The organism is Rhodococcus sp. 14-2483-1-2 (assembly GCF_002259405.1).
In the GTDB taxonomy this organism is placed as follows: Bacteria; Actinomycetota; Actinomycetes; order Mycobacteriales; family Mycobacteriaceae; genus Rhodococcoides.
This window is the reverse complement of sequence record NZ_NPFW01000021.1, coordinates 159,135-177,816: the sequence shown is the minus strand read 5'-3', so window position 1 is coordinate 177,816 and position 18,682 is coordinate 159,135. Positions and strand designations below refer to the sequence as shown.

Sequence of the window (18,682 nt, the reverse complement as noted above, 5' to 3'; positions counted from 1 at the left end):
GTCACCGAAGTCACCGCGAATCGAGCCGATACTGATGGGCCGCATCACCACCCGCAGGCCCGTCGTCCGACTCCGAGGTGAGCACCGCGTCGAACGCCCCGACACCCTCGTGGTGGAGGAGCCCCTCGAGTTGCGGGTGAACGGCGCAGCGCTGGCCGTCACCATGCGCACTCCCGGACACGACGTCGAGCTCGTTCACGGCTTCCTGCTGACCGAAGGTGTGATCACCTCGGGAGCCGACATCGCAGCGGCTCGTTACTGCGACGGAGTCGACGACGAGGGCGCGAACACCTACAACGTCCTCGATGTCACCCTGGCCGAGGGAGTCGCTCCGCCGGAGACCGGCGTCGAACGGAACTTCTACACGACGTCCTCGTGCGGGGTGTGCGGCAAGGGGTCGTTGGACGCAATTCGTTTGCGCACCCAACACTCCCCCGTGGCCGATTCCGTCGTCGTGACGTCGGCAACTCTGTCCGGGCTACCCGACACGCTGCGCGCTGCGCAGAAGGTCTTCGACACCACCGGCGGTCTGCATGCCGCAGCCCTGTTCACCGCAGACGGCGAGATGCTTGTTCTGCGTGAGGATGTCGGACGCCACAACGCCGTCGACAAGGTCGTCGGCTGGGCGGTGACCAACGATCGGATTCCGCTGCAGGGCACGGTACTGATGGTCAGCGGCCGCGCCTCGTTCGAATTGGCTCAGAAGGCGGTGATGTCCGGAATACCGATTCTCGCGGCGGTCTCGGCCCCGTCCTCGCTCGCGGTCGACCTCGCGACCGAATCCGGCCTGACGGTCGTCGGCTTCCTCCGCGGTCGGTCGATGAACATCTACTCACACGCCGACCGCGTTCTCGTCTCAGAGGGCAGCGTCGACCAGTAGTTCGGCAGCGGTCGCGTTCCTGACCTCGTCCACGGACACACCGGGCGCGGTCTCGACGAGACGCAGCCCGTTCGCGGTGACGTCGAGAACGGCCATGTCGGAAATGATCCTGTGCACGCAGCCCTTCCCGGTGAGCGGCAGGGTGCAGCGCTCGACGATCTTCGGCTCACCCTTGCGAGAGACGTGCTCCATCATCACGATGACGCGTCGCGCTCCGTGCACCAGATCCATCGCGCCACCCATCCCCTTGACCATGTGCCCGGGGATCATCCAGTTCGCCAGATCACCGGTGGCGCTGACCTGCATCGCCCCCAGTACCGCGACGTCGACCTGACCGCCACGGATCATTCCGAACGACTGTGCGGAATCGAAGTAGGACGCACCGGGAAGGACCGTGATGGTCTCCTTGCCCGCGTTGATGATCTCGGCGTCGAGTTCGTCCTCGGTGGGATACGGTCCGACGCCGAGCACTCCGTTCTCCGAATGCAGGATCACCGAGACGTCGGTGGGGATGTAGTTGGGCACGAGAGTCGGCATGCCGATGCCGAGATTGACGTACTGACCGTCGCTGAGTTCCTGCGCCACCCGAGCCGCCATCTGTTCGCGGGTCATCTTCTCGCTCATGCTCGTACCGTCCTCTGCTCGATGCCGACCTCGACCGGTCCGACATGGACCACCCGCTGCACGTGAATACCCGGGGTGTGCACCTCGTCGGGTCCGATCTCGCCCGGCTCGACGAGATGCTCGACCTGCGCGACGGTGATGCGCCCCGACGCGGCGGCAGGCGGATTGAAGTTTCGGGCACTGGCGTGGAACACCAGGTTGCCGTGACGGTCGCCCTTCCAGGCGTGCACGAGCGCGTAGTCGGCGACGATTCCGCGTTCCATCACGTAGGTGACACCGTCGAATTCACGGGTTTCCTTGGGCGGACTGGCCAGTGCGATCCCGCCGCTGCCGTCGTACCGCAGCGGCAATCCGCCGTCTGCGACCTGAGTTCCGACCCCTGCGGGCGTGAAGAACGCCGGTATGCCGGCACCGCCTGCTCGCAGTCGTTCGGAGAGGGTGCCCTGCGGGGTCAATTCGACTTCGAGTTCGCCGGAGAGATACTGCCGCGCGAACTCCTTGTTCGAGCCGACGTACGAACTGATGGTCCGGCGAATGCGGTGGTGTGCCAACAGCACTCCCAAGCCGAATCCATCCGTTCCACAGTTGTTGCTGATGGTTTCCAGATCGGTCGCGCCCTGGGCGAGTACGGCGTCGATGAGGATCTCCGGCACTCCGACCAATCCGAATCCGCCGACGGCAATCGACGATCCGTCGGGAATGTCCGCTACGGCTTCGGTGGCGCTGGCCACGACTTTGTCCAACATGAGACGCACGTTACCGCATATTGTGCGGAATATGAACAGGTTGCCACAATGCGAACATTTCGCTATTCTGGCTGTTGCGTAGATCACCACAATCGTGAGGAACCTTCGATGCTTCATCTCCCGCCCGAGTATCGGGATCAATCGGGGGTCCATGCCCCGCTCGACTTCCCCGAGTATCGGACCACCGCCCTTCGGCATCCCGCTCAACCGCTGACCCTGCTCCCCCAGCGACTCACCGAGATCACCGGACCGGTGCTGGGCGAGGGACGCGTCACCGCCGCCGACTCGGACCTCACCCTGGCGAACAACGGTGAGGCACAGGGGCAGCGGATCATCGTGCACGGCCGCGTGCTCGACAGCGACGGCAAGGCGATTCCGAACACTCTCGTCGAGGTATGGCAGGCCAATGCAGGCGGCCGATACCGTCACACCGGTGACCGGTGGCCTGCACCGCTCGATCCGCACTTCAACGGCAACGGTCGTGTACTCACCGATGCCGAGGGCAGGTATCGATTCACCACGATCAAGCCGGGCGCGTACCCCTGGGGCAACCACCACAACGCGTGGCGACCCGCTCACATTCACTTCTCCTTGTTCGGCCAGGCGTTCACCCAACGACTGGTGACCCAGATGTACTTCCCGGACGACCCCATGTTCTTCCAGGATCCGATTTTCAACGCCGTGCCCGAGGACTCGCGTGCTCGAATGATCAGCACGTTCGATTACGAAGCGACACAGGAAAATTGGGCCCTGGGATTCCGATTCGACATCGTGCTGCGCGGCCGAAACGCAACCCCCTTCGAGGAGGACGACCACGATGACTGATCCCGAGTTCGCCCCGCGCTACCCGGTGAACGCAGGTGCCGACTTCGGTACCGCACCGTTCGGCCAGACCCCGTCCCAGACAGTGGGCCCGTACGTTCATATCGGATTGCTGTGGCCCGACGGTGAGAGCGTGGTCCCGCAGGGCACCGACGGCGAGATCACCGTGTCGTTCACCGTGGTCGACGGAGCCCGAAACCCCATGTCCGACGCCATGATCGAGACCTGGCAGGCCGACGGCGACGGCCGGTTCGATCACCCCGACGATCCGCGCGGCGCGGTGCCGTCGCGCACCACAGGCTTTCGCGGCTTCGGGCGAGCGTTCGCCGACGAGACCGGAACGATGGCGATCACGACGATCAAGCCGGGGGCTCTGCCCGCCGAGAACGGTGCCGTCGAAGCACCGCACATCGACGTTGCAATCTTTGCCCGTGGAATGCTCGATCGAGCCGTGACACGAGTGTATTTTCCCGACGAAACCGAGGTCAATGCGGTCGATCCGGTGTTGTCCGCCATGCCGGAGCACAAGCGTGCCAGACTCGTCGCAGCACCGGTGCACGGCGGATATCACCTCGACATCGTGCTGCAGAACACCGATCCGGACGGCGACGAGACTCCGTTCTTCGCGCTGTGACACACGATTGGCGAAAGGGGACGATGAAATCCGAACGAGGGGCACTGTTCGATCCGACGTTCGGTAGCGACGAGGTTGCGCCGTTCGTGGGCGACCGGGCCTGGGTGACAGCGATGTTCGCCGTCGAGGCGGCGCTCTCCCGGTCCGCAGTCTCGGTCGGTCTCGTCGACGCCGGTCACGCCGAGGTCATCACCACTGCTGCGGCCGAACTCGGGGCGCAACTGGACATCGCGAGGCTCGGAGTGGATGCGGCGGCCGGGGGCAATCCGGTGATCCCGCTGGTGAAGATCCTTCGGAACGAGGTGGCCGAGGCCGGGGTTCCTGCCACCGCAGTACATCCGGGGGCCACCAGCCAGGACGTCATGGACACCGCACTGATGCTCGTCTCCCGCGATGCACTCGGTGTCATCGAGGCCTCGCTCGACGCTGCGAGTGCCGCTGCGCGAGGTCTCGCCCTGGCCCACCGGACCACCCCGATGGCGGCCCGCACTCTCGGCCAGCAGGCATTGCCCACCACCTTCGGCCTGGTGGCTGCGAACTGGTTCTCGGGGCTGTGCCGCGCGCGGACCAGGGTTGCTGCCGTTCGACGCGCGTGCACCATCCAGTACGGCGGAGCTGCAGGCACTCTCGCGGCCGTGCATCCACACGGACCGGCCATTGCCGCGGCGCTTGCCGTCGAACTGGGCTTGGCTCGACAGACCGCGCCCTGGCACACCGACCGCACCGCAATAGCCGACATCGCGTGCTCCTTGGGCATCGCGGCAGGAACGATCGGCAAGATCGCCGCGGACATCGTGGCGATGTCCGCCACCGAGCTGGGCGAGGTCTCAGAGGACGCGCCGGGTGGATCGTCGGCAATGCCGCACAAACGCAATCCGGTTGCCGCCGTCACGGCTCGCGCCGCGGCCCGGCGGGTCCCGGGTGCAGTGGCGACGGTGCTGTCGAACATGGACCACGAACACCAGCGCGCCGCGGGAGCGTGGCATGCCGAATGGGAGACCATCACCGATCTGCTGCGCCTCACCGGTGGTGCCGCTCATCGACTCTCGCAGAGCCTGAGCGGGTTACACGTACATCCCGAAGAGATGACCCGAAATCTGGACGCAACGGGCGGCGCTCTGCTCGCCGAACGTGTCACCGCGGCACTGGCAACGCACACCGAGCAGGCCCGGGACATAGTCACCGCACGATGCGCGGCGGGAGCCCCGCTGGACAGCGACCCTGCCATCACGGCATTTCTTCCACCGTCGACGGTGCGCGAACTACTCGACCCGGCCGCGTATCTCGGCCACGCACCCGAACTGGTCGACGCGATCCTCGCGGAGCATGCCCTCGACACCGAACACACCACAGAATCGAAGGATTCACGATGACCGTCGCACTTGCACACGAACGCACCGAGGGGCCAGGCCCCGACGCGGAGACCGTCGTGCTGATCGGATCGCTCGGCTCGGATCGATCGATGTGGAACCCGCAGATCGGAACGCTCTCCGCCTCCGTTCACGTTCTCTCCGTCGACCTTCGCGGGCACGGACGGTCTCCGGTCCCACCCGGCCCCTATTCGGTGAGCGAACTCGCCGAAGACGTGGTGGCACTGCTGGATTCACTCGATCTGGCCCGTGTGCACATCGTCGGACTGTCCCTCGGCGGTGCGGTCTCGCAGTGGATCGCCATCCATCGCCCGGAGCGAGTGCGGACACTGACATTGCTGTGCACCTCGGCGAAGTTCGGCGAGCCGGCGCAATGGCTCGAACGAGCCGCCGCTGTCCGAGCGGCGGGAACGGCGTCGGTTGCCGACGCCGTACTCGCGCGCTGGTTCACCCCCGAACTGGCCGATCGCGACACCGATCTCGTCGACCGGCATCGCCGGATGATCGTCGATACCTCGGACGAGGGCTACGCAGCATGTTGTGAGGCGTTGTCGGACTGGGATTCTCGTTCGGATCTGAGCCGAATCACCGCTCCGACCCTGGTGATCGCGGGACTGCAGGATCCCTCGACCACCCCCGCGGACCTGAAGATCATCGCCGACGGCGTCGCCGGATCGACGTTCCGGGTACTCGACCCGGCCGCGCATCTGGCCAACGTCGAACAAGCCGGACCGGTCACCGCGGCCGTTGCCGCACACATCGGATCGGATGCGTATGCCGTCGGACGCGCGGCGGCCCACGATGCCGGTATGGCGGTGCGGCGCAGCATCCTCGGCGATGCGCACGTCGACCGCAGCATCGCCGCACGAACCGATTTCACCGCACCGTTCCAGGATTTCATCACCCGCACCGCATGGGGTGACATCTGGAATCGCCCGGGACTCGATCACCACACCCGCAGACTGCTGACCCTGGCCATCCTGACGGCCGTGGGCAATCAACACGAACTCGACATGCACATCCGGGCGGCCCTACGAGCAGGCACCGCGCCGGACACCCTCGCGGAGGTGTTCCTGCACACCGCGGTGTACGCGGGAGTTCCGAACAGCAACAGCGCATTCGGTCTCGCGAACGCGGCCATCGCCGAGACCTCGGCCGAGACCGAACCGGGTACCTCGTGAACCCCGCGGAATCGCCGCCGCCGTCCTCGGACTACGTCCAGTCCCTCGGTCGTGGTCTTGCGGTGATCCGAGCCTTCGACGCCGAGCATCCGCGTCGAACTCTCTCCGATGTCGCCCGAGCAACCGACCTCACCCGGGCCACGGCCCGGCGTTTCCTGCTCACACTCGTCGAACTCGGCTACGTCCGTACCGACGGCTCGATGTTCTGGCTCACCCCACGAGTGCTCGAGCTCGGCTACAGCTATCTGTCCAGCCTGTCGCTCCCGGAAGTCTCGGGGCCGCACCTCGAGGCTCTCGCCGAACGGGTTCGCGAGTCGTCCTCAGTCTCGATTCTCGACGGCGACGACGTGGTGTACGTCGCCCGTGTTCCGGTCAGCCGCATCATGACCGTCGGCATCAACATCGGCACCCGGTTCCCCGCGTTCGCGACATCGATGGGTCGTGTGCTGCTGGCCGGACTGCCTGCCGAGGAACTCGCGGCCTACCTCGATCGGGTGCGCTTGACACCTCTCACCGGCAAGACGATCACCACTGCCGATGCGCTCGGACGCGAACTCGCACGAGTGCGGAGCGAGGGCTTCTGTCTGGTGGATCAGGAACTCGAAGAAGGACTGCGGTCGATCGCCGCACCCATCCACGACAACAACGGCGTGGTTGTCGCCGCAGCGAACGTCTCGACGCAAGCTGCGCGTCATTCCGCCGATGCCGTCCGCACCGAACTACTCCCGGCTCTGCTCGACGCCACCCGCGCAATCGAGATCGACCTGCTCCGGGTGAGCACCGGGCCCAACGACAAGCGAGGAAACACCCATGCCTGACGCCGTGATCTGCGAACCCCTTCGAACACCGGTCGGCCGCTTCGGCGGTCAGTTCCGAGACATCTCCGCCCAGGCCCTGGCCAGCACCGTCATCTCCGAACTCGTTGCCCGAACAGGCATCTCCGGTGCCGACATCGACGACGTCATCCTGGGTCAGGCGTCCCCCAACGGTGATGCACCGGCGATCGGACGCATCGCCGCACTCGATGCCGATCTGGGTATCGACGTCCCCGGGATGCAGGTCGACCGCCGCTGCGGCTCCGGGCTGCAAGCGGTACTGCAAGCGTGCATGCAAGTGCAATCCGGGGGCAACGATCTGGTTCTGGCCGGCGGTGTCGAGAGTATGAGTCAGACCGAGTTCTACGCCACCGGCATGCGGTGGGGCGTCAAGGCCGAGGCAGTGGCCCTGTCCGACCGACTCGCCCGAGCGCGAGTGACCGCGGGCGGCAAGAACTTTCCGGTACCCGGCGGCATGATCGAGACCGCAGAGAACCTGCGCGCGGAATTTTCCATCAGCCGCGCCGATCAGGACGCACTCGCAGTCCAGTCCCACCGACGTGCAGTGGCCGCACAGAACAGCGGTGTGTTCGCGGAGGAGATCGTGGGAGTGTCGGTCCCCCAACGCAAATCGGATCCGATGCTCGTCACCACCGACGAGCATCCGCGGGCAGACACCACCGTGGAGTCACTGGCGAAGCTAGGGGCGATCCGCGCGTCGGTGGACCCGGAGTCCACCGTCACCGCAGGAAACGCCAGCGGACAGAACGACGGCGCCGCGATCGCGATCGTCACCACCCCGGAAAGAGCTGCCGCGCTGGGCCTTCGGCCTCTGGCGCGATTGGCCGGCTGGGGCGTGGCCGGTGTTGCCCCACGGACGATGGGCATCGGACCGGTACCGGCGAGCGAGAAGGCGCTCGGGCGGCTCGGACTGAGTCTCGACGACATGGGCGTCATCGAACTCAACGAAGCGTTCGCCGCTCAGGCTCTCGCCGTCACCCGGTCGTGGGGCATCGAGTCCGACGATCCGCGGCTGAACCCACACGGTTCCGGCATCTCGCTCGGCCATCCCGTCGGTGCCACCGGTGCCCGCATCCTGGCAACGCTGTTGCGCGAAATGGACCGACGAGAGGTCCGCTACGGACTCGAGACGATGTGCATCGGCGGCGGCCAGGGACTTGCTGCAGTGTTCGAGCGAATCGGCTGATCGATCAGGACTGCAGTTGCGCCGCCAGTCGCACAGCCGAATTGGTCTCCCCGTAGCCCTCGTAGCCACCCACTCGCTGGACCACCTCGAAGAACAGGTCGTCGCCCACGGTTTCGGTGAAGAAGTGGAAGAACTCACCGCCGGTCGCGTCCGCGTCGTACAGGATCCCGAGACGCTGCATCGCCTCCAGCGTCTCGGAGCCGAGTCCGAATCGCGCGTCGAGGTCGCGATAGTAGTTGGGCGAAATCCGGAGCGGGGTGAGGCCGCGTTCGGTCGTGGCTCGCGCGGCGGCGTAGATGTCCTCGCACCCGAACGCCACATGTCCGACGCCTCCGCGCCGGGCCGCGGGCAGAGGGTCCGAGTCGGACGGGCGGCCGGGAACCATGTTGAGCGAGAGCCTGATCGTGCCGTTGGCGGTGGCGAGTGTGAGTGCTCGGCTACGTACCAGGCCGATCGCGTCGACGACGTCCTGGCCCTCGTGTGGCACCATGCCGAACACCGAGCGCAGCAGCAGCATCACGCCGTCCCAGCTCTCGGCGGGCACGGCGAGGGCGATGTGATCCACGTGGGAGACGCACGCCCGGTTCTCCTCCACGACCCTCGGCACCAGATCGAATGCCGATTGCCAGGCACCCGCGCTGTCGCGGGTGCGTAGGTCCAGCGACGTCGCACCGGTCACGGCCAGGCGCACCACTGCATCGGTCGCGTCTGCCACACCGGGCATCGAGACGGTGGACGCGGTGACTCCCAGTGCGCGTGCCCGAGTCAGCCACAGATCCGGTCGTTCGCTGCGAATCCCGATCTGCGCCAACGCCGGTAGGTGAGCCGGGACGCCCGGTGCGGTCCACAGCGTGTCCACCGTGGTGTCGACGGCGACGGCCAGCGGACCCTGGGTGAACAGGCTCAGTCCGTGTTCGCTGTGTGCTGCGGTCAGATCGAAGCCCAGGTGCCGCAATGTGGTGCCCAGCTGTGCTGCCTTCGCCGGCCCTGCCGCGATCCGCAGGGAGACGACGTTCTCGATCGGGCCCGGCGGTGGCGGTGCGAACAGATCGTTGCCGGCAGAGGGTGTCTCGACGCTGCGCACCTGCTCCTGGAGGTACAGCAGCGACCGATGCGCGTCGGATGCCGTGCGGCCGGTGTCGGAATGTCGGAAGACGTCGTTGAAGATTTCGAGCGACCACGGGCCGGAGTACCCGGAGGCCGCGACATCGGCACCGAAGCGCGCCAGATCGAAACTGCCCTGACCGGGGAAGCATCGGTGATGCCTGCTCCACTGCAGTACATCCATCACCAGGTGCGGGGCATCGGCCAACTGGAGGAAGAAGATCTTCTCACCGGGGATCTCGCGAATGCCTGCGGAATCGTCACCGCGGGAGAGGATGTGGAAGCTGTCCAGGCACGTTCCCAGCGCGGGATGATCGACCTGCCGGACGATGTCCCAGGCGTGGCGGTAGGTGTTGACGTGGGCACCCCACGCCAACGCCTCGTACGCGAGTCGCATTCCGCGCCGATGCGCACGCTCGGCGAGGGTTGCCATCTGTTCGACCAGCAGGGCGTCGTCACGGACGGCACCGGCCAGCGGAGAGGAGCAGACCAACAGCAGATCGCACCCCAGCTGTTCCATCACGTCGAATTTGTGTTCGGCGCGAACGAGGTTGCGGGCGAACTGGTCCGGGTCGGCCGAGTCGGCGTCGCGAAAGGGCTGATAGAGATCGAGGGTCAAACCGAGGTCGGCTGCCTTCTTCGCAATGTCCTCGGGAAGGTCAGGTGAGCTGATCAAGTCCGGCTCGAACACCTCGAAGCCGTCGAACCCGGCGTCTGCGATGGCGCGCATCTTCTCGTCCAGCGAACCACTGAGCGACACCGTGGCCACCGATGTGGCGATGTGCGTCATGCGAGAGCACCTGCGGTCGCACGATCCTCCAGTGCGATCAGCGAACTCATGTGGGCGATCATGCGATCGGCGTCGGCGGTGCGTCCGGTGAATATCTCGAAGGCGTCGGCGGCCTGGAACACCGCCATTCCGGTTCCACTGAGCGTTCGGCACCCCGCTCGGGATGCAGCAGCGAGCAACTCGGTCTCGGCGGGTCGATAGACGACCTCGGCAACCCACATGTTCGGATGCAGGAGTGCCTCGGGCACAGCAGATCCGGGATGTTCCACCATTCCGATCGGAGTGGCGTGCACCAGCCCGGTTGCCGTGTCGAGAACGGCGGCGAGCCGGTCGAGGCCCGCCGAGAGGATCTCGACGTCCGGGAACATCACCGACAGGGATTCACGGAGTTGTTGCGCCCGAAGCGGATCGGCGTCCACGAGAGTGAGCCTGCCTGCGCCGCGGCGGGCCATCGCGTAGGCGACGGCCGCCCCCGCTCCCCCGGCACCGAGTTGCACCACGTCACCGATGTCGGCACCGGGTAGGCCGCGGCCGAAGTTGCGATCGAATCCGGACCAGTCGGTGTTGTGGCCGACGGCTCGGCCGTCCGCGAACACCACGGTGTTGACGGCTCCGAGTCGGGCTGCGTCCTCGGAGAGCGCATCGAGAGTGGAGATGACGCGTTGTTTGCACGGGTGCGTGATGTTGAGTCCTCGAAATCCGAGGTCTGCGGCGGTCGAGACGAGACGGGGCAGGTCCATGACGGTCAGTCCTCGGCTGTCCAGATCGATGATCCGGTACTGATAGGTCAGCCCGTGCTCGGCGCCCTCCCGTTCGTGCATCGCGGGCGTGAGCGACTTGCCGATACCCGTCCCGATCAGTCCGCAGAGCAGGGATTCCGGCATGTCGATCTCCTCGAGCCTTAATGTACGAATTGGTGAATTAGCTCGACGGTACTACGCGTCCGCCTCGCGCCCAACCCTTTCGCCACAATCGGCGCCGATAGAGTTGATCCATGGCTCCGCGCGCAACCGACACGTCCGACGACACCAGCGGACCCACCGTCAAACGTCGACGCAACAGCGACCTGACCCGGCACAACATCCTCGAGGTGGCCACCGAGGAGTTCGCGGACAAAGGATTTGCAGGGGCGCGCATCGACGAGATCGCCCAGCGCACGCACACGACCAAGCGGATGTTGTACTACTACTTCACCGACAAGGAAGGCCTGTACAAGGCCGTTCTCGAGCGGTCCTACCTGCGCATTCGTGAGCGGGAGCGAGACGTCGACGTCGAGGGCCTCGGACCGATCGAAGCCATTCGCGCCATCGCATCACTGACGTTCGACCACCACGAGGAGAATCCCGACTTCATCCGCCTGGTCTCCACCGAGAACATCCTGCGCGGCGAACACATCTCCACGTCCGAGGCATTGAGCAACCTCGGCAATCCCGCTGCGGAACTGCTGTCGAGGATCCTGACCCGAGGACAGGCCGACGGGGTGTTCCGAACGGATGTCGATGCCCTCGACGTGCACATGACGATCAGCAGCTTCTGCGTGTTCCGGCTGTCGAACCGGTACACCTTCGAGGCCCTCTTCGGCCGCGACCTCACCGATCCCCAGCATCGCGAGCGTCTGCGCTCGATGCTCGGGGACATGATCATCGCGTTCCTGACCTCGCCTTCTCGCTGATATTCACGCCGTCTCGGTAGGTCTCGTCACTTCAGGGGTTGACACGTGGCATGGATCACGTTCACTATTCAGAGGCACCCGGTGTTAACCGTTTAGTACATTAGCGGTCCGATCGCCGTAGAACGCGTCGTCGACCAGCGCCTAAGCTCCCCCGCCTCACGAAGAGAGACACGAGAACGATGGATTCGCACAACCCTGGCACCCACCCGACGCCGCTTCGCCCCGGGGCGAACCCGCGTAAAGCGGCGACCGCCGCGTGGGTCGGAAGCGCCCTCGAGTACTACGACTTCTTCATCTACGGCACCGCAGCCGCACTCGTCTTCGGCCGTGTGTTCTTCCCGGGCTCCAACCCGGCGACCGGAACCCTGCTGGCCCTGGCCACCTTCGGCGTCGGCTACCTCGCACGTCCGCTCGGCGCCTTGGTCCTCGGCCACATCGGTGATCGCTACGGACGCAAGAAGGTCATGGTCGCCACCGTCCTGCTGATGGGTATCGCCACCCTGGGCGTCGGCGTCCTGCCCTCCTACGAATCCATCGGCATCGCCGCGCCCATCATCCTGGTGCTGCTTCGGTTGTGCCAGGGATTCTCTGCCGGCGGTGAGCAGGCCGGAGCGAACTCGATGACGCTCGAACACGCCCCGGACAACAGGCGCGCGTTCTTCACCAGCTTCACCCTCAGCGGCACCCAGGGCGGACAGATTCTCGCCACCGCGGTGTTCCTGCCCGTCGCCATGCTCCCCGAGGAAGCGCTGCTCAGCTGGGGTTGGCGAATCCCGTTCTTCCTCAGCGCCTTCGTCGTCGTCGCCGCCTTCGTGATCCGCCGCTCGCTCGACGAGACCCCGGTCTTCGAGGAAGAAGTGGCCTCCAACGAACCGCAGCGCCTGCCCGTGACCGAGCTGCTCAGCGAGCATCGACCGGCCGTGGTCCGCGTCATGCTGGCCGCCATGATCGCCTCCGTCAGCACCATCTTCACCGTCTACGCCCTGTCCTACGCCGTGAACACCGTCGGCCTCGAACGCACTCCCATGCTGTGGGTCGGCGTTCTCGCCAACGTCGTCGCACTCTTCGCGTTGCCCTTCTTCGGCGCCCTGTCGGATCGCATCGGACGCAAGCCGGTGTTCCTGTTCGGCTCCATCGGTTGCGCGATCCTGATGTTCGGCTACCTGTGGTCCATCTCGAGCGGCAACTACGTCCTCATCTTCGTCTTCGGCATCGTGATGTTCGGATTCGTGCACAGCGCCACCGGCGGCGTCTGGCCCTCGTTCTACGGTGAGATGTTCCCGGCCCGGGTTCGCCTGACCGGAACAGCGCTGGGAACCCAGATCGGTTTCGCCATCGCAGGATTCGCGCCGACCATCGCAGGGGCGATCGCCGGAGCCGAGGTCGGTGCGTGGCTACCCGTCGCGATCGTCACCGCGGTCTTCTGCACCATCAACGTCATCATCGTCGCGACTTCGAGGGAGACCTTCCGTACCCCCACCGACGAGCTCGGTGTCCCGACCCGCACCACCGACAGCGCACGCGTCGCGTCGATCTGACCGAGATCGTGATCGACGCACTTCGACCTGCAGCGGCGGGCACCTGGACGGTGCTCGCCCTGCAGTATGCCGGCCGAACAGCATTGCGCAGCAATCTCTTTCATCAACGTGACGAGCGCAGCACCGAAAACCAGGCGGTGGCCTACTACGTGTGGCTCGCCCTGTCGGACACCCGCACGGTGCTGATCGACGCCGGAATATCCCCCGCCACAGCAGAATCGATGGACGGGCTCGACTATCACGGGTCACCGATCGACCTGCTCGGCGAACTCGGCCTCACACCGAACGACATCGGCACCTGCATTCTGACCCACCTGCACTACGACCACACCGGGGTCGTCGCGGAACTTCCGACCGCGCGATACGTGGTGCAGCGCAAAGAGCTCGAATACTGGACCGGGCCGTGGGCCACCCGCATCACCCGAGAACAGTGGTTGCACTCGGGAGCCGACACCGAACACATCGAATCCGCCGATCGAGGCGCTCGGCTCGACCTCGTCGACGGCGATCTGGACCTGTTTCCCGGGCTGTCCGTCCACGCGGTCGGGGGACACACCGCAGGCATGCAGGTGGTCAGGGTGAACACCGAGCGCGGCCCGGTGGTGTTGGCCTCCGACGCCAGTCATTTCTACGAGAACATCGAGGACGACAGCCCGTTCGCGATCCTGCATGCTCTGCCGGACATGTACGGGGCCTTCGACCGAATCCGGGAGCTCGCCGCGGGCACCGGCATCGTCGTACCAGGCCACGACCCACTGGTTCGACGCCGATTTCCCGCCGTGCCCGACGCACCGGGCGCGCACGCGGTGATCATCGGCTGAACACAGCGAGAAACGACGAATCCCCGACCTCGCGATGAGGTCGGGGATTCGTCGTTCAGCTGATGGATCGGCGCGTGTCAGGCGGACTTGTCGCGGCGCTCCGGACGCTCGGGCTTGCGCGGCACGATGGTCGGCAGCACGTTGTCGTTGACGGTCTCGGCAGTCACGACGACCTTCTCGACGTCGTCGCGGCTCGGGATGTCGTACATCACCGGAAGCAGAACTTCTTCCATGATGGCGCGCAATCCACGAGCACCGGTTCCGCGCAGAATCGCCTGGTCGGCGATTGCCTCGAGGGCCTCGCTGGTGAACTCGAGCTCGACGCCGTCCATGTCGAACAAGCGGCGGTACTGCTTGACCAGCGCGTTCTTCGGCTCGGACAGAATCGTCACGAGCGATTCCTTGTCCAGGTTCGTCACCGACGCGATCATCGGCAGTCGACCGATGAACTCGGGAATCAGACCGAACTTGATCAGATCCTCGGGCATCACCTCGGCGAAGTGATCCTGCGTGTCGATCTCGGCCTTGGAGCGAACTTCGGCTCCGAAGCCGAGCCCGCGCTTACCGACCCGATCGGACACGATCTTCTCGAGTCCGGCGAATGCACCGGCGACGATGAAGAGCACATTGGTGGTGTCGATCTGGATGAACTCCTGATGCGGATGCTTGCGACCGCCCTGCGGCGGCACGCTGGCCTGGGTTCCTTCCAGGATCTTGAGCAGCGCCTGCTGCACGCCTTCGCCGGACACGTCGCGCGTGATCGACGGGTTCTCGCTCTTGCGCGCGATCTTGTCGACCTCGTCGATGTAGATGATGCCGGTCTCGGCGCGCTTGACGTCGTAGTCCGCGGCCTGGATCAGCTTGAGCAGGATGTTCTCGACATCCTCGCCCACGTAGCCGGCCTCGGTGAGGGCGGTGGCGTCGGCGATGGCGAAGGGCACGTTGAGCATCTTGGCCAGGGTCTGCGCGAGGTACGTCTTTCCACACCCCGTCGGTCCGAGCATCAAGATGTTCGACTTCGCCAGTTCGACGGATTCGCCTCGCACGTCGCGCGCCTTGTCACCGGCCTGGATGCGCTTGTAGTGGTTGTAGACCGCAACGGCCAACGTGCGCTTGGCAGCGTCCTGACCGATCACGTAGTTCTCGAGAAAGTCCTTGATCTCGGAGGGCTTGGGGAGGTCGTCGAGCTTGACTTCGCTCGATTCGGCCAATTCCTCTTCGATGATCTCGTTGCAGAGGTCGATGCACTCGTCGCAGATGTACACCCCTGGTCCAGCGATGAGCTTCTTGACCTGCTTCTGGCTCTTGCCGCAGAAGGAGCACTTCAGCAGATCGCCACCGTCACCGATGCGTGCCATTCGGAGGTTCCTACTTCCTTGTCCGCGTACGACCCACGCCGACCGGGTGTGGCCGAAACCTTCGTGGGCTACTTCTCGGTCTGTCGTCATGCCGACTTCGGTCGACCGAGTTCTTGGATGCGACGGTACCCGTGTTCGCCGAACATGGGCGGGTTGTTTCCGGTGATTCGCCACCCGATTTCGCCGAATGCAGCATTCGGGTCGTCGATCGCGACCGCCGGGCGGAGTTTCACACTCACACCCGGCGTCGGAATCTTCTGCCGGACCGATCCGGTCCGACCGGTGGTACTCGCTCTGCTACTTCTGGGCGGAGAGCTTGCGGTACTCGAACACGGTGTCGATGATCCCGTAGTCCTTGGCCTGCTCCGCGGTGAGGATCTTGTCGCGATCGGTGTCCTTGCGGATGACGTCGGGATCCTTGCCGGTGTGGCGGCCGAGAGTGGTCTCCATGAGTCGACGCATGCGCTCGATCTCGGCGGCCTGGATCTCCAGGTCGGACACCTGGCCCTGAATGCCACCGCTCGAGGGCTGGTGAATCAGCACGCGTGCGTTGGGCAGTGCCGCACGCTTACCGGGAGTACCGGCGGCGAGCAGGACAGCGGCGGCAGACGCGGCCTGGCCGAGGCAGACGGTCGCAACATCGGCGCGAACGTACTGCATCGTGTCGTAGATCGCCATCAGCGAGGTGAACGAGCCACCGGGCGAGTTGATGTACATGGTGATGTCACGGTCGGGATCGAGTCCCTCGAGCACCAGCAGCTGTGCCATGACGTCGTTGGCGGACGCGTCGTCGACCTGGACGCCGAGGAAGATGATGCGCTCCTCGAACAGCTTGTTGTACGGGTTCGATTCCTTCACGCCGTAGCTGGAGTGCTCGACGAAGGACGGCAGGATGTATCGGGAGGACGGCAGCTGATTGGGGTCGAACAGGTTTGTCATCGTTTCTCCAAGATGTAAGTGATCGAGGGTCGCCGGGAGCGGCCGAATTACTCGCCGATTCCGCCGGCCTGCTGCGCGCGGCTGACGACGTGGTCCACGAACCCGTATTCCTTGGCTGCTTGCGCGGTGAACCACCGGTCGCGATCGGAGTCCTCGGTGATCTGCTCGACGGTCTGGCCGGTGTGCTGAGCGATGAGCTCGGCCATCTCACGCTTGGTGTGCGCGAACTGCTCGGCCATGATGGCGATGTCGGAAGCGCTGCCGCCGATTCCGGCCGAGGGCTGGTGCATCATGATGCGCGCGTGCGGCAGCGCGTAGCGCTTGCCCTTGGCTCCGGCCGAGAGCAGGAACTGACCCATCGAGGCAGCCAGACCCATTCCGTAGGTCGCGATGTCGCACTCGGCGAATTCCATCGTGTCGAAGATGGCCATACCCGCGGTGACCGAGCCACCGGGCGAGTTGATGTACAGCGAGATGTCGCGGGTGGCATCCTCGGCGGAGAGCAGCAGGATCTGCGCGCACAACTTGTTGGCGATGTCATCGTCGACCTGGGTACCGAGGAAAATGATGCGGTTTTGAAGCAGACGCTCGTACACGGAGTCGCTGAGATTCAGGCCTGCTGCGGCCGAGGTCATGACGGGACTCTGCTCGTGCGAAGCCGCCGGATTCTGAACAGTCACGGTACCTGCCTTTTCATAACAAATCGTTGGTTCCTGACACAGACACTAACGAAAGACGGCGGCTCCGGAGTCCCGGAACCGCCGTCGTTCGCTGTGAGCGTTACTTCTCTTGTTCGCCCTCGGAAGAATCTGCTGCTTCGACCTCGTCGGGGGCATCGGCGGGGCTGCCGAACAGCTCGGCCGTATCGACGCTCGCACCGTTGGTGTCGGTCACGGTCACCCGCTCGACGACCGATGCGAGGGCCTTACCGCGCTTGACGTCTGCGAAGACGGCACCGAGCTGGTTGGCCTGCTGCACCTGCTGAATGAACTGCTCGGGCGGCATGCCGTAGCGCTGCGCCTGGAAGATGATCCGCTCGGTGAGCTCTTCCTGCCCGACCTGCGTGTTCTCGGCCTCGGCGATCGCATCGAGAAGGAGCTGGGTACGCACCGACTTCTCGGCACCTTCCTTGACGTCCTTGTCGAATTCCTCGCGGCTCGAACCCTGCGATTCGAGCAGCTCGGCGAGTGCTTCCTCGTTGTGGTCGAGGCCGTGGATGGCCTCGTGCACCTGAGAATCGACCTCTGCCTTGACGACGGCCTCGGGAGCCGGGATGTCGAGGGTCTCGAGCAGCGTCTCGAGCACCTTGTCGCGGATCTGACCGGCCTGCTCGACCTTCGCGACTCGCTCGACGCGCGTCTTCAGGTCGGCGAGCAACTCGTCGAACGTGTCGAACTCGCTGGCGAGCTGAGCGAACTCGTCGTCGGCCTCGGGCAGCTCGCGCTCCTTGACGGACACGACCTTGACAGTGACGACAGCTTCCTTGCCCGCGTACTCGCCGGCGAGCAGGGTGGAGGTGAACTCCTTCGACTCGTCGGCCGAGACGCCGATGATCGCGTCGTCGAGTCCCTCGATGAGCTGGCCGGAGCCGACCTCGTGGGACAGTCCGCTCGCGGTTGCCTCTTCCACGTTCTCGCCGTCGACAGTGGCCGAGAGGTCGATCGAGACGAAGTCACCGGACTGGACCGGGCGATCGACACCGGTCAAGGTGCCGAAGCGCTGGCGCAGCGACTGCAGCTGCTCGTCGACGGCCTCGTCCTTGATCTCGAGCGGATCGACGACGACGCTGATGGTCGAGTAGTCGGGCAGATCGATCTCGGGACGCACATCGACCTCGGCGGTGAACGTGAGCTCGGTGCCGTCCTCGATCTTGGTGATCTCGATCTCGGGCTGGCCGATGACCTTGACCTTCTCGTTGGTCACGGCCTCGGAGTAACGGGAGGGAAGAGCGTCGTTGACGACCTGCTCGAGAACTGCTCCACGGCCGACGCGCGCTTCGAGCAACTTGGCCGGAGCCTTGCCGGGACGGAAGCCGGGGAGGCGGATCTGCTGAGCCAAAGCCTTGTACGCGCGGTCGAAATCAGGCTTGAGCTCCTCGAAGGGCACCTCAACGTTGATACGGACTCGCGTCGGGCTCAGCTGCTCGACGGTGCTCTTCACGGAACATGCTCCTTCTGGTAA

The 18,682-nt window shown here is 65.2% G+C and carries 19 protein-coding genes; 10 read left to right on the top strand and 9 right to left on the bottom strand.

The genetic code is table 11. The annotated features are described in order from the left end of the window. The first annotated feature begins 34 nt into the window (after positions 1 to 34). Positions 35 to 880, top strand: a complete 846-nt coding sequence (gene fdhD / locus CH295_RS19315; RefSeq protein WP_094741677.1) for a formate dehydrogenase accessory sulfurtransferase FdhD — start codon at positions 35 to 37, stop codon at positions 878 to 880. Here fdhD and CH295_RS19310 read toward each other — a convergent pair. Together CH295_RS19310 and CH295_RS19305 are read right to left on the bottom strand one after the other, a co-directional pair. Next, positions 857 to 1,504, bottom strand: coding sequence for a CoA transferase subunit B (locus CH295_RS19310; RefSeq protein ID WP_037193144.1), 648 nt, complete (start codon positions 1,502 to 1,504; stop codon positions 857 to 859). The two genes, fdhD and CH295_RS19310, sit on opposite strands and share 24 nt — an antisense overlap. Continuing rightward, a complete protein-coding gene (locus tag CH295_RS19305; RefSeq protein WP_179274629.1) occupies positions 1,501 to 2,250 on the bottom strand; it encodes a CoA transferase subunit A in 750 nt (249 codons plus the stop codon). Before CH295_RS19305 ends, CH295_RS19310 begins: the two co-directional genes overlap by 4 nt. A 108-nt stretch (positions 2,251 to 2,358) precedes the next feature. Between CH295_RS19305 and pcaH the strand changes: the two genes are divergently transcribed. From pcaH to CH295_RS19275, 6 genes are read left to right on the top strand one after another with little or no spacing between them, the layout of a single operon-like run. Further along, a complete protein-coding gene (pcaH, locus tag CH295_RS19300; RefSeq protein WP_037193146.1) occupies positions 2,359 to 3,075 on the top strand; it encodes a protocatechuate 3,4-dioxygenase subunit beta in 717 nt (238 codons plus the stop codon). After that, positions 3,068 to 3,706 carry a protocatechuate 3,4-dioxygenase subunit alpha gene (gene pcaG / locus CH295_RS19295; RefSeq protein WP_094741676.1) on the top strand — a complete coding sequence of 213 codons (639 nt, stop codon included), beginning with the start codon at positions 3,068 to 3,070 and terminating at the stop codon, positions 3,704 to 3,706. Before pcaH ends, pcaG begins: the two co-directional genes overlap by 8 nt. A gap of 23 nt (positions 3,707 to 3,729) precedes the next feature. Further along, on the top strand, positions 3,730 to 5,079 hold the full coding sequence (gene pcaB / locus CH295_RS19290; protein ID WP_094741675.1) for a 3-carboxy-cis,cis-muconate cycloisomerase: 1,350 nt from the start codon (positions 3,730 to 3,732) through the stop codon (positions 5,077 to 5,079). Continuing rightward, on the top strand, positions 5,076 to 6,257 hold the full coding sequence (gene pcaDC / locus CH295_RS19285; protein WP_094635567.1) for a bifunctional 3-oxoadipate enol-lactonase/4-carboxymuconolactone decarboxylase PcaDC: 1,182 nt from the start codon (positions 5,076 to 5,078) through the stop codon (positions 6,255 to 6,257). The genes pcaB and pcaDC overlap by 4 nt, the downstream gene beginning before the upstream one ends. Beyond that, on the top strand, positions 6,254 to 7,075 hold the full coding sequence (locus tag CH295_RS19280; protein ID WP_037193155.1) for an IclR family transcriptional regulator: 822 nt from the start codon (positions 6,254 to 6,256) through the stop codon (positions 7,073 to 7,075). Before pcaDC ends, CH295_RS19280 begins: the two co-directional genes overlap by 4 nt. After that, positions 7,068 to 8,279: an acetyl-CoA C-acetyltransferase gene (locus CH295_RS19275; RefSeq protein WP_094741674.1), complete on the top strand. Its 1,212-nt coding sequence runs from the start codon at positions 7,068 to 7,070 to the stop codon at positions 8,277 to 8,279. The genes CH295_RS19280 and CH295_RS19275 overlap by 8 nt, the downstream gene beginning before the upstream one ends. Positions 8,280 to 8,283: 4 nt before the next feature. Here CH295_RS19275 and CH295_RS19270 read toward each other — a convergent pair whose 3' ends face one another. Both CH295_RS19270 and CH295_RS19265 read right to left on the bottom strand, forming a co-directional pair. Beyond that, positions 8,284 to 10,173, bottom strand: a complete 1,890-nt coding sequence (locus CH295_RS19270) for a sugar phosphate isomerase/epimerase and 4-hydroxyphenylpyruvate domain-containing protein (RefSeq protein WP_094741673.1) — start codon at positions 10,171 to 10,173, stop codon at positions 8,284 to 8,286. Next, the gene (locus tag CH295_RS19265) at positions 10,170 to 11,057 is read right to left on the bottom strand and encodes a shikimate dehydrogenase (protein WP_094741672.1); all 888 of its coding nucleotides are present in this window, start codon (positions 11,055 to 11,057) and stop codon (positions 10,170 to 10,172) included. Before CH295_RS19265 ends, CH295_RS19270 begins: the two co-directional genes overlap by 4 nt. 110 nt (positions 11,058 to 11,167) lie before the next feature. Between CH295_RS19265 and CH295_RS19260 the strand changes: the two genes are divergently transcribed. The 3 genes from CH295_RS19260 to CH295_RS19250 all read left to right on the top strand — a co-directional run bounded on the left by CH295_RS19260 (position 11,168) and on the right by CH295_RS19250 (position 14,204). Further along, on the top strand, positions 11,168 to 11,845 hold the full coding sequence (locus CH295_RS19260) for a TetR/AcrR family transcriptional regulator (RefSeq protein ID WP_052047858.1): 678 nt from the start codon (positions 11,168 to 11,170) through the stop codon (positions 11,843 to 11,845). Positions 11,846 to 12,024: 179 nt separating this feature from the next. Then, complete coding sequence (locus tag CH295_RS19255; protein ID WP_094741671.1) at positions 12,025 to 13,383, top strand: MFS transporter; 1,359 nt, start codon at positions 12,025 to 12,027, stop codon at positions 13,381 to 13,383. A gap of 8 nt (positions 13,384 to 13,391) precedes the next feature. Further along, positions 13,392 to 14,204 carry an N-acyl homoserine lactonase family protein gene (locus CH295_RS19250; RefSeq protein ID WP_252342111.1) on the top strand — a complete coding sequence of 271 codons (813 nt, stop codon included), beginning with the start codon at positions 13,392 to 13,394 and terminating at the stop codon, positions 14,202 to 14,204. Positions 14,205 to 14,281: 77 nt separating this feature from the next. On the opposite strand, the gene clpX is transcribed toward CH295_RS19250, so the two are convergent. From clpX to tig, 5 genes are all read right to left on the bottom strand, one after another. Beyond that, positions 14,282 to 15,562: an ATP-dependent Clp protease ATP-binding subunit ClpX gene (clpX, locus tag CH295_RS19245; RefSeq protein ID WP_027497577.1), complete on the bottom strand. Its 1,281-nt coding sequence runs from the start codon at positions 15,560 to 15,562 to the stop codon at positions 14,282 to 14,284. A gap of 86 nt (positions 15,563 to 15,648) precedes the next feature. After that, the gene (locus CH295_RS27875; RefSeq protein WP_155292938.1) at positions 15,649 to 15,795 is read right to left on the bottom strand and encodes a hypothetical protein; all 147 of its coding nucleotides are present in this window, start codon (positions 15,793 to 15,795) and stop codon (positions 15,649 to 15,651) included. A gap of 64 nt (positions 15,796 to 15,859) precedes the next feature. After that, a complete protein-coding gene (locus tag CH295_RS19240) occupies positions 15,860 to 16,501 on the bottom strand; it encodes an ATP-dependent Clp protease proteolytic subunit (protein ID WP_008715342.1) in 642 nt (213 codons plus the stop codon). A gap of 47 nt (positions 16,502 to 16,548) precedes the next feature. Next, positions 16,549 to 17,181 (bottom strand): ATP-dependent Clp protease proteolytic subunit, encoded by a 633-nt coding sequence (locus CH295_RS19235; protein WP_032379221.1) that lies wholly within the window; start codon positions 17,179 to 17,181, stop codon positions 16,549 to 16,551. A 100-nt stretch (positions 17,182 to 17,281) separates the two neighbouring features. Further along, positions 17,282 to 18,661, bottom strand: a complete 1,380-nt coding sequence (tig, locus tag CH295_RS19230) for a trigger factor (RefSeq protein WP_094741670.1) — start codon at positions 18,659 to 18,661, stop codon at positions 17,282 to 17,284. Between the last annotated feature and the right edge of the window lie 21 nt (positions 18,662 to 18,682).

Excerpts from the sequence above, each read along its gene's own strand:
- fdhD (WP_094741677.1), top strand. The coding sequence starts at position 35 with ATGGGCCGCATCACCACCCGCAGGCCCGTCGTCCGACTCCGAGGTGAG.
- CH295_RS19310 (WP_037193144.1), bottom strand. The coding sequence starts at position 1,504 with ATGAGCGAGAAGATGACCCGCGAACAGATGGCGGCTCGGGTGGCGCAG.
- CH295_RS19305 (WP_179274629.1), bottom strand. The coding sequence starts at position 2,250 with ATGTTGGACAAAGTCGTGGCCAGCGCCACCGAAGCCGTAGCGGACATT.
- pcaH (WP_037193146.1), top strand. The coding sequence starts at position 2,359 with ATGCTTCATCTCCCGCCCGAGTATCGGGATCAATCGGGGGTCCATGCC.
- pcaG (WP_094741676.1), top strand. The coding sequence starts at position 3,068 with ATGACTGATCCCGAGTTCGCCCCGCGCTACCCGGTGAACGCAGGTGCC.
- pcaB (WP_094741675.1), top strand. The coding sequence starts at position 3,730 with ATGAAATCCGAACGAGGGGCACTGTTCGATCCGACGTTCGGTAGCGAC.
- pcaDC (WP_094635567.1), top strand. The coding sequence starts at position 5,076 with ATGACCGTCGCACTTGCACACGAACGCACCGAGGGGCCAGGCCCCGAC.
- CH295_RS19275 (WP_094741674.1), top strand. The coding sequence starts at position 7,068 with ATGCCTGACGCCGTGATCTGCGAACCCCTTCGAACACCGGTCGGCCGC.
- CH295_RS19270 (WP_094741673.1), bottom strand. The coding sequence starts at position 10,173 with ATGACGCACATCGCCACATCGGTGGCCACGGTGTCGCTCAGTGGTTCG.
- CH295_RS19265 (WP_094741672.1), bottom strand. The coding sequence starts at position 11,057 with ATGCCGGAATCCCTGCTCTGCGGACTGATCGGGACGGGTATCGGCAAG.
- CH295_RS19260 (WP_052047858.1), top strand. The coding sequence starts at position 11,168 with ATGGCTCCGCGCGCAACCGACACGTCCGACGACACCAGCGGACCCACC.
- CH295_RS19255 (WP_094741671.1), top strand. The coding sequence starts at position 12,025 with ATGGATTCGCACAACCCTGGCACCCACCCGACGCCGCTTCGCCCCGGG.
- clpX (WP_027497577.1), bottom strand. The coding sequence starts at position 15,562 with ATGGCACGCATCGGTGACGGTGGCGATCTGCTGAAGTGCTCCTTCTGC.
- CH295_RS19240 (WP_008715342.1), bottom strand. The coding sequence starts at position 16,501 with ATGACAAACCTGTTCGACCCCAATCAGCTGCCGTCCTCCCGATACATC.